Here is a 14683-nt window from a genome sequence, read left to right as displayed (position 1 = left end):
AGCTGTCTAAAGTGAGGGCTAAGTATTGGCTGTGCCAACAATAAATGCCATACATAGAATACGTTTATTTTTATACATATTGTTACTTAATCAGATGGCATAGAGATGTACGATGTATAATAAGTAACATAAGAGAGCGATAAGTGTTTGAATGTTCGGTAAGAACAAGCCTTATGGTTCATATTTAATCAATAAATATGATTTAAACGTGACTAATAACACGCTTTTGTATAAATAGACTGATATGTTTGGCTTATTGGAATGTGAGCAGCTATCTTGAAAAATCAAAAAACGAATGATTGAACGTTTGCTCAAACAATAAAATAAGTCATCATTTTTAAAAAACAAAAGTGTATGAACTCGTAATAAAAACAAGAGGGTATAAAAATGAATAGTTACTTCTCGGGTGGTCGGGGTGGATTTGATTTTAATTATTATTGGGATCAATTTCAGCCGATTCTAGGCGCAATAGTAATTTTTATTGTCGGCTGGATACTCGCTTTAGTTATCGCGGCAGGTGTTAAAAAAGCTTTAAATGCAATTGGTACAAATAGACGTTTATCTGATGCGACAGGGCATACACCAGATTATGAGTCTCTGATCTCTAAGTTTACATTTTGGTTTGTACTGATTATTGGATTAGTTGCAGCACTTAATATTCTAAATATTAACAGCGTAAGTGGTCCATTTAGCGCAATGGTGACGCAAGTTCTTGTGTTCATTCCAAATGTAATTTCAGCAGTGATTGTGGGATCAATTGGTTGGGTGATTGGGCGTCTTGCACGTACAGGCATCAGCAACTTATTGGCAAGAACAGACCTTGATGAAAAATTAAGTAGTCAAGTTGGTGTACAACCGATCAGTGAAAATATTGCAGATATTATTTATTGGTTGATTTTACTACTATTTTTACCAATTGTATTATCAATTTTAGGTTTAACAGGCTTACTGACCCCTGTACAAAACATGGTGAATAATGTTGTTGGTTACTTACCAAACATCTTTATTGCTGGTGTAATCGCATTTGTTGGCTATATCTTGGCTAAAATTGTGCGTGGCATTGTTGAAGGGTTAATTAAAAGCGTTGGTTTACAAGCACAAGTTGAAAAAGTTGGCTTGTTTAAAAATACAAGCGTAGGTTCTGTTTTAGGTTCTTTCGTTTTTGCAATTATTATTATTACTTCATTAATTATTTCGTTTGAAGCATTGGGTATTGCAGCGATTTCACAACCTGCAACTGCTATGTTAAATCAAATCACTTCTGCAATTCCGAATATTGTTGCAGCAGGTTTAATTTTAATCATTGCTTATGCTGTATCGCGTTTTGTGGCAAATCTTGTACGTGATGTGTTATCAGGTACAGGCATTGACGGGATCCCTGAAAAATTAGGTGCGCAACGTTTTATTGGTGAAGTTAAAGTATCAAATGTTGTAAGTACTTTAATTGTATTCTTCACGATGCTATTTGCTGTATCTGAAGCATCAAACCGTTTAGGCTTTGATCAAATCAGTAACTTAATTTCAGTGTTTATTCAGTTTGGTGCAAGCATCTTATTGGGCGCTGTCATTTTAGTCATCGGCTTCTGGTTAGCAAATATTGTTGCAAGTGTTGTGCAACGTGGACAAAGCAACAGCTCACGTTGGTTAGGTAACTTGGTTCGTATTTTAATTATGGGCTTAGTACTTGCAATGGGTCTTCGTGCGATGGGCATTGCAGATTCAATTGTTAACCTTGCATTTGGTTTAACTTTAGGTTCAGTCGCAGTGGCATTTGCACTTGCATTTGGTTTAGGCGGTCGTCAACCAGCAGAGCGTGTATTGACTGATCTGATTGATAAAGCAAAAGCTGAAGCAGATAAGCCAAATCCAAAAGCACATGAAGCTGAGCAGCATGTATCAGCAACAGCTGACAAAGCAAATGAAGTACATTCACATGAGCCAAAACATGACAATCCAAATGGATAATTGTGTTTGGTGATATAACATCGATTTTCGATCACCTTCGGGTGATCGAATATATTTAAGGAGCAGCACATGAGTCGTCAAGCAAAGAAACCAAGTCGTTTAGCACCTATTGTGATTACAGGTATTGCAGCAGGCGTATTGTATAAAGCTTACAAAGCGATTTTTAGTGAACCAAAAGCAAAGCAAAAACCGGCGCCAAAACATTTGGCAGAACCGAAACCTGCTGAGCGTGATACAACACCTGAACAAGCAAAGCAGGCTAAACCAGCATCACATGAAGAACATGCAAAACCTGTGCGCGATGTCAAAGCATCTTCAGCAGAGGATCAGTCATCTGATGTGACGCATTCAGGACAGCAGACGCTCAATGAAAAAAAAGCATAATCGGTCAGACATATTCTGCAGCTGCGGCTGCAGATGACCATGCCCATTGAAAGTTATACCCACCTAAATGACCTGTTACATCTAAAATTTCCCCAATAAAAAATAATCCACTTTCCAAGCGGCTTTCCATGGTTTTTGATGAAACCTCTTTGGTGTCTACACCGCCTAAAGTCACTTCAGCTGTTCGATAGCCTTCGGTGCCTGAAGGTTTAACTTCAAACTGTTGTAATGCTTGACTAATTTCTAATAGTCGTGCATCGCTGATTTTTCCAATCGCGATTTCAGCTTCATGTGGCCAAATTAACAGTTGTAATTCAAGAGCAATACTTTTGGTGGTCAAAGCCAAGAAAATGGTACGAAGTAAGACTTTAGGTTGTTCAATTTTCTTTTGTTTTAAGATGGCAAACAGATCGACCTGAGGGAAAAAGTTAATAAAAAAGCTTTCTCCTGCTTGCCAATAATTAGACAATTGCAATGCACTTGGTCCACTTAAACCACGATGGGTAAATAACAATGCTTCTGCAAATGAGTTTTTAGCATTAGACAGTACAACATCAATGGCATTTCCACTTAAACGACTCGAAGTGTCTTTTACATAGTCTGAAAAGGTGAAGGGAACTAGTCCTGCACGTGTCGGGTAAATATGATGCCCAAATTGACGCGCAATTTCATACCCAATGCCTGAGCCACCGAGGGTGGGAATGGATAATCCACCACTTGCAACCACAACAGATTGACACTCAAAAACAGCTTTTGAAGTCTGTACTTGAAACAGTCCATTGTCTTGTTTTTGTACTTTTTGAACATCATGCTGAGTTTGAATGCTAACGCATTGGCTTTCTTCACACTCATTTAACAGCATGTTTAAAATATCTTTTGAACCATTTATGGTAAATAATTGCCCGTGTTTACGTTCTTCATAGGCAATGTGGTAATCTGCCACTAAACCAATAAAATCCCAATTGGTATAGCGTGAAAGCGCAGATTTAATGAAGTGGGGGTTATGGCAAAGGTAATGTTCAGGCTCAATATATAAATTGGTGAAATTGCATTTCCCACCACCTGACATCAATATTTTTTTACCCACTTTATTGGCTTTTTCTAGGATTAATACAGAGCGCCCTCGACGGCCTGCCAAGGCAGCAAGCATTAGTCCAGCGGCACCTGCACCCAATACAATGACGTCAAATTGCTGTGTCATGCGCTTTCTTCCATATGATCAAGGCGAAGGAGTATACGCCATTTTTATTGCCTCAGATATGCTTTACATGGATTGCTAAGCAGTGCGTCCTTGTAAGCCACCGCTATGAATGGCAAGAACGCGTATACCAGATTGGAATTTAGATTGCTTAATTAAATCAAATAACCCATACATCATTTTACCTGTGTAAATGGGTTCTAAAGGAATATGATAACGTTGCTCAAAGGCATCTATAAAGGCAGTCAATGTGTTTGAGCTTTTGGCATAACCACCAAAGCAGTATTGATCAGTAATAGACCAATGCGTTTTGGACGTTAGTGCAGCCACATCGTGTGTTAAAAAGTCGCCTTTGAGTGCCGAAAACCCCAAAATATGATGCTGTGGTGTACTTGATTCAATTAATCCTGTGATTGTACCGCCTGTACCTACAGCGACACAAATCACATCATATTCTGCTAAATCTGATGCAGATAATATGTCCTGACAGCCTTGAATGGCGAGGGCATTTGTACCCCCTTCAGGAATAACATAGGTATCGGGATAAATTTGCTGCAAATGTTCTAAATAAACAGGGTCATGCCGATGCTTATATTCTGCACGAGATACAAAGTGAAATTGCATCCCATATTCTGATGCCTGAGCCAATGTATGGTTATATGGTGAGTATTTTAATTCTTCGCCGCGAATGACCCCTATACTTTTTAAACCACCATGTTTGGCTGCATATGCTGTTGCCAAAATATGGTTAGAATAAGCGCCACCAAAGGTTAATATCGATGAGAAATTCTGTTTGATGGCATCTTGTATAGTGTATTTCAGCTTAAAAAATTTGTTGCCTGAAATCTGAGGGTGTACAAGGTCAAGCCGTTTCATAGAAACAGATACACCATCTTGTGTGGTCAGATGTTGTATAGGCATAGACTGTTGAAGATCATCAAACATGGTGGTAATGATTAATGTTGTGTGTCAACAGATGTTACCACAGACATACCTGGGCTTAATCGAGAAAAATCTTTTTGCTGAACATCAATGGCAATGCGTACAGGAATTCGTTGCACCACTTTGGTGAAGTTACCTGTGGCATTGTCTGCTTTAATGACACTGAATTCTGAACCTGCAGCAGGTGAAATTTGCTCGACATGTCCTGTAAATTTCTCATGGCCCAATGCATCTACTGTAAAGGATGCAGGCTGTCCAATTTTCATATGTTGCATTTGGGTTTCTTTGAAATTAGCAATAATCCAACGTGGTGGGGGAATTAGAAACAATAATTGAGTTCCTGCCGCAACATACTGCCCAAGGCGAGGGGTAACTTCACCCAATTGACCATCCATCGGTGCAACAATCACAGCATAGTTTTTAGTGATTTGTGCTTGGTCTAAAGCCGCTTTTGCATTATTCACTTGTGCATTTAACCCTGTTTCTGCAACTTGCGCAGTTTTTAACGCTTCTTTTGCCACGACTAAATTGGCTTGGGCTTGTTCTAGAAGAGTCAAATTATTGGTGTTGGTGGCAGCCACAGAGTCTTGTTCAGTTTTTGACGTTGCACCACTATTACCTAATTGCTTATAACGGCTAAGTTCTTGCTTTGATAATTTATATTGTGCTTCAGCTTGTTCAATTTTGGCTTGTGCAGACAGAATATCTGCTTGGCGCTGTGCAATTTCTTGCTTGTGGTTAGATAATGTATTTACAGCTTGGTCAACACTGGCTTGCGCCTGAATTACTTTTTGGTCATATTGGTCAGGATTAATCCGCAGTAATGGCTGTCCTTTTTTAACATGGTCAAAATCATTCACCATCACTTCTTGAATATAGCCATTAATTTGTGAAGACAAAACTGTGGTTTTACCTTTGATATAGCTGTTATCTGTTTGTTCAATTGGGGTATTAAAAGGACCAATACGCCATGCCCAAAGAATTGCTGTAATACCAATCAGTAGCACAAAAAACATCAAGACCAAAGTCGACTTTTTCGTTTTAATGATTTTACTCATATGCGGCATGGTACGTAAATCAATATTAGACAACGGCTGCGATGGGCCTTCCTTTGTTTTTTTGTTTTCATCACTCATAGTTAGCTCCCACTCATCTGATCCTGTTTTCGTGAAGCATAGAATTTATGCCATGTCATATTGGTGATTGTCCAAACGAATAAAAAGATTGCGATCACGCTATTTAAGTTAATCACATCATTATAGGCACGCACTTGAGCTTCTCTTGCGCTGATTTGTCCCAACATTTTACTGGCCTGAATTTGTACTTGCTGTGGGTCAGTGGTTTGGCTGTTATAAATTGCTTTATATTGACTCACTCGGTACAGCACATTTGGATCTGTGCTTTTCATGGTTTGATTAATATCGACTTGATAAATTTGTGTATGGTGTTTTTGATAAGTGTTATAAAAAGATGTTCCAATTAATCCACCAAAGTTTTGTGTGGCTGAAAACAAAACGATGAATGTAATGACATGACTCGAACCTTGTTTTAAGGCATTGAGCATGCCGGCAAGTAATAATGGTCCAATGAATAAGCCATTGGCAAAAGCAATCAAAAATTGACTATAAAAAAAGTTTTGCGGTCGAACGTCACTGGTGAGATACGCATCTAAACGACTGGCAATCAAAATTAATAACGTTGCGCCTAATAAATGCCAAAATACACGTTCTTTAGAAAAGGTCAGTGCACTAAAGATAACACCTGAAAAAATACCAATAAATATAACGGTATATAAGCCAACAAATTGGTCTGGCCCCATGCCAACAGTTTTTAAGAAATTGACAGCCGCAAACCCTTGTTCTGACAGTAAAAAACGTAAACATAGCGCACCAAACATAAACCTGAGCATAGGTGCAGTGCCAAGCCAACGTACCATGAGTAAGGGATTTCTGCGCTGATGTTCAAAAAACAAACCAAGCACTACTAAGCTAAAGCCAATCATGAGCATATAGGCAAGCCAATTTGAATCAAACCACCATAAAATTGGTCCTTGTGACAATACAATACACAAACAGGCAAACCCCGGTGCCAATAATGCAAAGGTCATTAAATCACCTTTTTCAAATACGGCAATTTTGAGTCCTCGAGGCAGTTTTAAAGCCACCACCATGGCATAGCAGCAGATCGCGAGTCCCAATTCAAATGTATATAAATCGCCCCAATTGTTTACGCTAACCAAATAGGGTGAAATGATCCAAGCGAGCGGAATACCAAGTTGATTAAAACCAAAACCAATATATAAGCCTTTTAACCGATTCGGTTGGCTAAACGCTTGCATGATGTAATACATGCCCAATGAGCTCAAAGGTGCAGCAACAAAACCACTCACATAACGAATAAATACAGCCATGTGATAATTATGAACAAATAAATGCATTACCATGACAGCAATAAAGCCAAGCAATGCCACTTCAGTAAACAGCCGTAAGCCATATTGCTGCCGTGTTTTAAATAAAATAATATTTGAGCTTACATTGGCCATGACATAAGCGGCAGGTAGCCATGCACCTTCGCTAGGGGTTAAGCCATATTCACCTTGTAGTTGAGGTAAGTTGGCTGTGATAAAACCATTGCTTAAACTTGCAGTTAATGCAATGAAAGTTCCAATAATGAAATATAAGTAACGCTTTGGTGTTGGGTGTTCAATCGCAGGGGGAGAGCCTGGAATAATAGGTCGCTCATGTTCAGTCCAATCAGGTGGTTTTTCTAAATACCGAGGTTGTTGATTAGACATAGTGTTTCCATATAATCCGAATATTATTTTTTTACAGCTGATCCATGCATGCCAATCAATGTATGATTTTGGCACTGGTTTTTATTATTGAAGCATGTTTACCTTAAAACAAAACTGTCGTGCAAATGTCCATGCACTCATTTTATTTTCTTTTTAGCATACTCTATAAAAGTCGGCATCTTTTTTATAAATAGTGTCATTTTGGTTAATTCTAAAAGTAAAATATATTCCAAATAGTTATTAATTATATAAAAATTAATCAATTTTAATTATGGTTTATATTGTACTAAGCTCAAGCCACAAGAGAAGGAATAAACCATGAATACACAACATGAAATTAGCCAAAAACAATATCAAGATAAATCGAACGATTACTTAAATAGCATGGTTCACCGTCAAGGAATTGAGTTTGATAAAATCATTCAAAGAATAAAAAGTTTACCGCAAGCACCACAGATTTTAGATTTAGGCTGCGGTGGTGGACACGTGAGTTATGCTGTGGCGCCGTTTGCACAAGAAGTCGTGGCTTATGATCTTTCCACAGATATGCTTGAGGTGGTACAACAAACGGCTGCTCAACAACAGTTTCATCATATTCATACACAGCAAGGTGCTGCCGAACAGTTGGCATTTGAAGATCAACAATTTGACATGGTCATTACACGTTTTTCAGCCCATCATTGGCATCATGTAGGTCAAGCATTGCAAGAAATTTATCGAGTTTTAAAGCCAAGTGGTCAAGTGATTATTATCGATACCATTAGCACAGGACGAGTGGTATTAGATACATTTATTCAAACCATGGAAATGATTCGAGATTTAAGCCATGTGCGTAATTACACTGTGGCAGAATGGGTACAATTTGCAGAGCAAGCCAAGTTAAATCCAATCCAAATTGAAAAACAGAAATTGGCTTTAGATTTTAGTAGTTGGGTTGCACGAATGCGAACACCTCTCATGGCTGTCGAAACCATACGCTATTTACAACAAGGGGTATCAAGTGAAATTGCATCTTATTATGCCATTCAAGAAGATGGCAGCTTTACCAATGATGTGATGTATATGGTGTTAAATAAAGCTTAATTAACTGTGCTGATGGTGGCGTTTTTGCCATGTGTGTAATGTACTCCAACGCCAAAACAATCGTGTAAATGCATAAAGTAAGAGTGCAGACAGGAAAGCTTCCATCAGTAGACCTGACATTAAGATTTTTGCAAAACGTGTATCTATATGTTGATGACCTAAATGCATTATCCAACTCGAGATTTGACGGAATAACTCATACAGCATGTGCTGATCAATCATATTGGTGGAATAGAGTTTGCTACCAAACCAAAACCCAACATATAAAATAGGGGCAATGGTAAGTGGGTTACTCAGCCATGCCAATGATAAGCCAATGGGTAAATTGCCATTGAGCATTAAAATAGCTAAAACAATTAAAACACTGTGAAAAGGAATAGGCAGCAAGCCAAAAAACACGCCAATGAACACAGCTTTTGAAATAGAGTGACGATTGATATACCAAAGCAGTGGGTTTGATGTTCTTTGACCAAAAATTTTCATCACTTTAGATGAGTTGATGGCTTGGCTTGAGGGTAGCCAATGTTTTAAATACGTTTTTAGCATCATTTAAATACCACCTTTTATAACAACAGAGCCTTGCATCGCTAATTCGACCCAAGGGCTGCTGTTTATATCAGAATAAATCAGCAAGATTAATATGTGATTAATTCATGAAGATGATGTAGGTAATCCGTTATATATCACCACATATTGGCTGTTAATATCCTTTTTGAAGATCGACCGATTCAGGAATCACTTGATTTTGACGGTACGCTTGAATATTTTGAGCAACAATTTTTGATGCAGTAGATGGGTTGGTTGGTGCCGAAATATGCGGTAATACAGTGACATGCTGATGTGACCAATGCCATGCATCAGCAGGTAAAGGTTCAAGCTGAAAAACATCGAGTACCGCGTGTTTTAAGTGTCTTGAATCTAATGCATGACGTAATGCAAGATCATGAACTATTGCACCTCGACTAAAATTAATGAGCGATGAATTGGCTTTAAATGCTGCAAAAATAGTGTCATTGATTAAGCCTGTTGTGGCAGGGGTGAGGGGTAATAAAGAAATCACAATATCTGCGTCTGCAAGCATGTGTTGTAAGCCATCATCACCTGTATAGCAACAAACATTCGGAACAGTTTTTAAAGTATGGCTCCAGCCAGATACACGAAAGCCATGGGCGGATAAAAGCTGTGCAGAAGCAGTGCCGAGTTCGCCTAAACCCAATATGGCAATGGTTTTTTCATAGGCAGGGATATAGGTTTGAGGTTGCCACTGATGGTTCTTTTGTTGCGCTGCATAATATGGCATATCGCGGTGTAAGTAGAGTGTCCATGCGAGAACAGCCTCTGCCATTGTATGAGATAGTTCAGGATCAATTAACCGAACAATCGGGACTTTGGGGTGATTGGCTACCATGTGTTCAACACCCGCCCACACGCTGTTGATCCATTTCAGGTGGGGCAGTTTGTCTAAATCTTTAGGGTCAGGATTGGCCACAATTGCAACATCACAGTTCAGATAGTCTTCTTGATTCAACTCATCAAATAAAACAATATGTTCTGTCGGCATAGCTTGTTGTAAAGCATGTTTCCAACTCTCTGCATCTGACCATGATTTTGGACATACAAAAGGTAAGATTTGTTTCATATCTGATATGTACCTTGTTTATAGGCATTCAATATATATTAAACATGGTGTGTTGAGATGATGATTTAAATCTTGATCATGAATGGGTTGGTATCAGTCATTTTATGAAATAACTATGAAATTAGTCCAAACCAATCATGACTGAGTGCTGTTTAATTTGAATATTACATTTTAGTAATGTCTATAGATGTACTTTAAATATATTTATAATTAATAAATTCACAATTTATATATAAAATGATACTTGTTTTGCTTTTTTGAATGTATCATGACATATAACACGTGGGTTAAAGAGACATTACATGATCATATTTTTTATATTTATTGTTGCCATTATTTATTTTGTATTCACGTCATATAATCAATTACAGCGTAATGCGCAGCATGTCAAAGCATGCTTATCTAACATTTTTGTGAGCACACAAAAAAAGATTAACTTGGTAAATCAATTGATTGATGTTACTAAAAAATACCAAGAAAATGAAAATCTAACGCACCTGACTATTTCAGACAATATGACCCAATCGAATATTGCTGCCAATCATTCAAATGCCAATAGTGCTTTGGTTGGTATACAAGGTGTGATTCAACAATATCCTGAGTTAAAAGCCAATCAGCATTATCAAAGTTTGATGACTACTATTAATGAGGTCGAAAATGACATTTCACATCAACGTGAAAAGTATAATGAATCAGTCCGTGAATTTAATACCAGTCGCTCAACGATCCCAACAGTATTTATTGCCAATATTTTAAAATTTCCTGAAGCACCTTATTTAGATTTTAATCAAGAAAATACAGAACAAACACTACTCAAAAATTTCAATACTGATCATTCAGAGCGTTTGACGGAAATATATGATGCCACCAAACAACGTTTTGTTGAAAAGTCTCAATATATTCGAGATAAAGTTGAACAGCAAAAGAAACCTGCTCTCGACAAAGAACAAGCTTTGATCACCAAAGAAGTTATACCGTCTCAGTCAAGTTCAGTGGCGGATCATCACAGTAAAAATTAAGTGGTAACGTAGATAGGTTTAGGTTGGATATGCTTGGGCAACTCCAAGCATATCCAATAGAAAGTTATATGGTGATTTGATGCGCAAGCGCACGTGCTGCATGGAGTTTTTTGTAGCTATCAATTAAGCGTAAATGGCGATCTAAACCTTCAAGCTGCATATTGGTTGGTGTTAGTCCATAAAAGCGTACGCTTCCATTAATAGAGCCGAGTGCAGCATTCATTCGTTCATCACCATATAAACGTCTAAAATGATGTTCATAATCTGCAAGATCCAACTCGTCATCTAAAGTCACTTCAAGTACAACATTAAGCGCACGATAAAATAAGCCGCGCTCAACCGTATTGGTGTTGTATTGTAAAAATGCACCCACTAAATCATGTGCTTCTTCAAAGTCTTCAAGTGCTAAATAGATCAGCAATTTTAACTCGAGAATAGTTAATTGACCCCATACCGTGTTGTCATCAAATTCAATGCCGATTAACGTTTTAATTTCAGTGTAATCGTCTGAATCTGCTTCTTCTAAACGCTCAAGTAAAGCCGCTAAGCTTTCATCATCTAAGCGATGCAGGTTTAAAATATCTTCACGAAATAGCAAGGCTTTATTGGTGTTGTCCCAAATTAAATCTTCTACCAAATACACTTCAGAGTAACCGGGTACCAAAATACGGCAAGCTGTTGCACCTAAGTCATCATAAACAGCCATGTAAACTTCTTTATTCATATCGCTGAGAAGGGCAAATAAGGTTGCTGCTTCTTGAGCATTGGCATCTTCACCTTGGGCAGAAAAATCCCATTCAACAAACTCATAATCCGACTTTGCACTAAAGAAATGCCATGACACGACACCGCTTGAATCAATAAAGTGTTCAACAAAATTATTTGGTTCTGTCACTGCATGCGTATTGAATGTCGGCTCAGGCAGGTCATTTAAACCTTCAAAGCTCCGCCCTTGTAATAACTCGGTGAGACTGCGCTCTAATGCCACTTCAAGGCGAGGGTGTGCACCAAATGATGCAAATACGCCACCTGTTCGCGGGTTCATTAAGGTGACACACATGACAGGGTATTGACCACCTAATGACGCATCTTTCACAATCACAGGAAAGCCTTGTTCTTCAAGACCTTGTATCCCTGCAACAATGCTCGGATATTGATTTAATACATCTTGTGGTACATCAGGTAAGGTAATTTCACCCTCTAAAATCTCACGTTTAACAGCACGCTCAAAAATTTCAGATAAACATTGTACTTGAGCTTCTTCAAGGGTATTTCCCGCGCTCATTCCATTACTTAAAAATAAGTTTTCAATCAGATTAGATGGGAAATATACAGTTTCACCATCAGACTGACGCACAAAAGGTAGAGCACAAATGCCACGTTCTGTATTGCCTGAGTTGGTGTCAAATAAATGTGAGCCGCAAAGCTCATCTTCAGGGTTATAAATATCTAAGCAATAGCCATCTAAAATTTCAGTTGGTAATTCATCATTGGGTCCTGGTTGGAACCACTTTTCATTTGGGTAATGTACAAATGGTGCATTGGCAATCTCTGTACCCCAAAACTGATCGTTATAAAAGAAATTGCAGTTAAGTCGTTCGATAAACTCCCCTAATGCAGAAGCAAGCGCACTTTCTTTGCTTGAACCTTTGCCGTTGGTAAAACACATCGGGGATTGAGCATCACGAATATGCAATGACCATACATTCGGAACAATATTACGCCATGAAGCAATTTCGATTTTCATGCCAAGTTTGGCCAAAATCTCTGACATATTGGCAATAGTTTGCTCTAGTGGTAAATCTTTGCCGGCAATATAAGTCGGTTGTTCACTTGCTGTGCTTGGCAATAATAAAGCTTGAGCATCTGCATCTAAATTTTCGACTTCTTCAATAATAAACTCAGGACCGGTTTGAACAACACGCTTAACGGTACAGCGTTCAATTGACCGTAAAATACCTTGACGATCTTTAGCCGATAAATCGGCTGGTAATTCCACCTGAATTTTGAAAGTTTGCTTATAGCGGTCTTCAGGGTCTATCACATTATTTTGTGATAGACGAATATGTTCTGTCGAAATGCCACGGCTTGAACAATATAATTTGACAAAATAAGCAGCACACAATGCAGACGATGCTAAAAAGTAATCAAATGGTCCTGGTGCAGAACCATCACCTTTATAACGAATCGGCTGATCAGCGATTACTGTGAAATCATCGAATTTCGCCTCTAATCGTAAATTGTCGAGAAAATTGACTTTGATTTCCATGTAATCACCTAAGTTAAATAAAAGCGGCTGTAGCGTATAGCAAGAAAAGAGTAGCATCCAATAAAATCATTTGGATGCGATATGTGAGTAAAACAGATGCGCCATATTATAAAGCCATTTTAAAGCTTTCTCATTAGTTTATCAGGCTTGAGACGCTGTTTATGAAAACAAATCTTTCAATATCAGATCTTATGGACTCGGTGGGTTGGCATCATGCTGTTCATTTAAGTGTTCAAGTGCAGTTTTAACTTCATCTGCATTGTTTTGTAAAAGCTGTAAATAATGTTTATCGGCTGAAGATAGATCTTGTTGCTGTTTAATTTTTTCAACCATATCGATAATTTGTTCAGAAAGTTCGACTTGTTCAATGTCTGCATATACAGTGGCTAAGCTCTGTAAAGAGGGCATGTGCTGGTGATATAAAAATGAAAAAGCATAAAGTTTTTCTGCATCATGATAATGTGCGATGGCTTGATAAACAGTGGCCAAATTATGTGCGCCATAAATATGATGTAGTTCAAAAGCATCTTTAAAATAGCGTTCAGCACGCTGATAATGCTTTTCTTGAAAGTGCAATAAACCTAAGTTATTTAAGGCATCTAAGCTGCCGTGTTCTATGGCTCGCTCATAAAGCGTAATGGCTTCATCGAGCGATTGATCTTGTAAGTAAGCATCACCTAATGCATTAATTCCATCAAAGTGACCATGTTGTGCGCCAAGATTTGCCCATTCTCGGGCTTTTACACGATGACCGAGTCGATAATAAATTTGGGGTAAATAACTAAACGCCAACGCTGTTGAGTGATGTGCATAAGCCAATTCAAAACAATTGCTTGCTTGATCATAATTGGCATTATAAAAGTGGATTTCACCCAAATAATTCATGGCCAAAATACTTTTATTACGAATGGCTTTTTGTAAAAGTGAGAATGCTTTTTCAGCATGGCCTTCTGACTCTTCAAGTAATGCCAAATAGTAAAAGGCATCTGCATCTTGTAAATCACAGGCTTTATTCAATAAACGATATGCTTTTGCTATGTTTTGATGTGATGTAGACAAGTAATAGCATTGTCCAAGTCCTGTCATCCACCTTGGGTCATGGGTATTGTGCGCGCGAATAATTTTAAAATCTTCAATGGCAGAGGCATAGTTATGCTGCTGAATGTGCTCTTGCGCACGCTTAAAAATCTGTTCAATCTCATCTTCAGATTTTCGATTATTTTTCCCAAAGAGCCACATTCGTATAATTGCTCAGCCTCAACTTTAATCGCTGATATGGTAGCTTGCCTTGTATGAATATATTGAAAAATAATGTAAACAAGTGCATTAAAACAAAGAAATAACCCCCATACTCAAGTGGATAGCGTGTGATAAATAAAGTATGTGTTTA

General features: G+C 38.1%; 11 protein-coding genes and 1 pseudogene. 4 read left to right on the top strand and 8 right to left on the bottom strand.

Annotated features, from left to right (window positions below; all coding sequences use genetic code 11):
- Positions 1-387: 387 nt before the first annotated feature.
- A pseudogene (locus tag CFY84_RS05845) lies at positions 388-1869 on the top strand (mechanosensitive ion channel); the annotation flags it as partial.
- Positions 1870-2034: 165 nt separating this feature from the next.
- Positions 2035-2349, top strand: a complete 315-nt coding sequence (locus tag CFY84_RS05840; protein WP_088823216.1) for a hypothetical protein — start codon at positions 2035-2037, stop codon at positions 2347-2349.
- Positions 2350-2353: 4 nt separating this feature from the next.
- On the opposite strand, the gene CFY84_RS05835 is transcribed toward CFY84_RS05840, so the two are convergent.
- From CFY84_RS05835 to CFY84_RS05820, 4 genes are all read right to left on the bottom strand, one after another.
- Positions 2354-3550, bottom strand: coding sequence for a BaiN/RdsA family NAD(P)/FAD-dependent oxidoreductase (locus CFY84_RS05835; protein ID WP_088823215.1), 1197 nt, complete (start codon positions 3548-3550; stop codon positions 2354-2356).
- Between the two features lie 75 nt (positions 3551-3625).
- Complete coding sequence (locus tag CFY84_RS05830; RefSeq protein ID WP_088823214.1) at positions 3626-4492, bottom strand: 1-aminocyclopropane-1-carboxylate deaminase/D-cysteine desulfhydrase; 867 nt, start codon at positions 4490-4492, stop codon at positions 3626-3628.
- Positions 4493-4503: 11 nt separating this feature from the next.
- Positions 4504-5625, bottom strand: coding sequence for an HlyD family secretion protein (locus CFY84_RS05825; protein ID WP_088823213.1), 1122 nt, complete (start codon positions 5623-5625; stop codon positions 4504-4506).
- Positions 5626-5627: 2 nt separating this feature from the next.
- Positions 5628-7283, bottom strand: a complete 1656-nt coding sequence (locus CFY84_RS05820; RefSeq protein ID WP_088823212.1) for an MFS transporter — start codon at positions 7281-7283, stop codon at positions 5628-5630.
- A gap of 318 nt (positions 7284-7601) precedes the next feature.
- Here CFY84_RS05820 and CFY84_RS05815 point away from each other — a divergent pair, with 318 nt between their 5' ends.
- Complete coding sequence (locus tag CFY84_RS05815; RefSeq protein ID WP_088823211.1) at positions 7602-8366, top strand: class I SAM-dependent methyltransferase; 765 nt, start codon at positions 7602-7604, stop codon at positions 8364-8366.
- On the opposite strand, the gene CFY84_RS05810 is transcribed toward CFY84_RS05815, so the two are convergent.
- Together CFY84_RS05810 and CFY84_RS05805 are read right to left on the bottom strand one after the other, a co-directional pair.
- Positions 8367-8912: a DUF2062 domain-containing protein gene (locus tag CFY84_RS05810; RefSeq protein WP_088823408.1), complete on the bottom strand. Its 546-nt coding sequence runs from the start codon at positions 8910-8912 to the stop codon at positions 8367-8369.
- A 154-nt stretch (positions 8913-9066) separates the two neighbouring features.
- Positions 9067-10005, bottom strand: a complete 939-nt coding sequence (locus tag CFY84_RS05805) for a 2-hydroxyacid dehydrogenase (RefSeq protein ID WP_088823210.1) — start codon at positions 10003-10005, stop codon at positions 9067-9069.
- A gap of 302 nt (positions 10006-10307) precedes the next feature.
- Between CFY84_RS05805 and CFY84_RS05800 the strand changes: the two genes are divergently transcribed.
- Positions 10308-11024 (top strand): LemA family protein, encoded by a 717-nt coding sequence (locus tag CFY84_RS05800; protein ID WP_088823209.1) that lies wholly within the window; start codon positions 10308-10310, stop codon positions 11022-11024.
- Positions 11025-11088: 64 nt separating this feature from the next.
- Here the strand turns inward: CFY84_RS05800 and CFY84_RS05795 are convergent, their stop codons facing one another.
- Complete coding sequence (locus CFY84_RS05795; protein ID WP_088823208.1) at positions 11089-13293, bottom strand: OsmC domain/YcaO domain-containing protein; 2205 nt, start codon at positions 13291-13293, stop codon at positions 11089-11091.
- Between the two features lie 189 nt (positions 13294-13482).
- Complete coding sequence (locus CFY84_RS05790; RefSeq protein WP_088823207.1) at positions 13483-14532, bottom strand: tetratricopeptide repeat protein; 1050 nt, start codon at positions 14530-14532, stop codon at positions 13483-13485.
- Positions 14533-14683 lie beyond the last annotated feature (151 nt).

Origin of the sequence: Acinetobacter apis, assembly GCF_900197575.1 — a bacterium.
Lineage (GTDB): Bacteria > Pseudomonadota > Gammaproteobacteria > Pseudomonadales > Moraxellaceae > Acinetobacter > Acinetobacter apis.
Note: the sequence above shows the minus strand (reverse complement) of the source record. Positions and strands in the feature narration are given on the sequence as shown.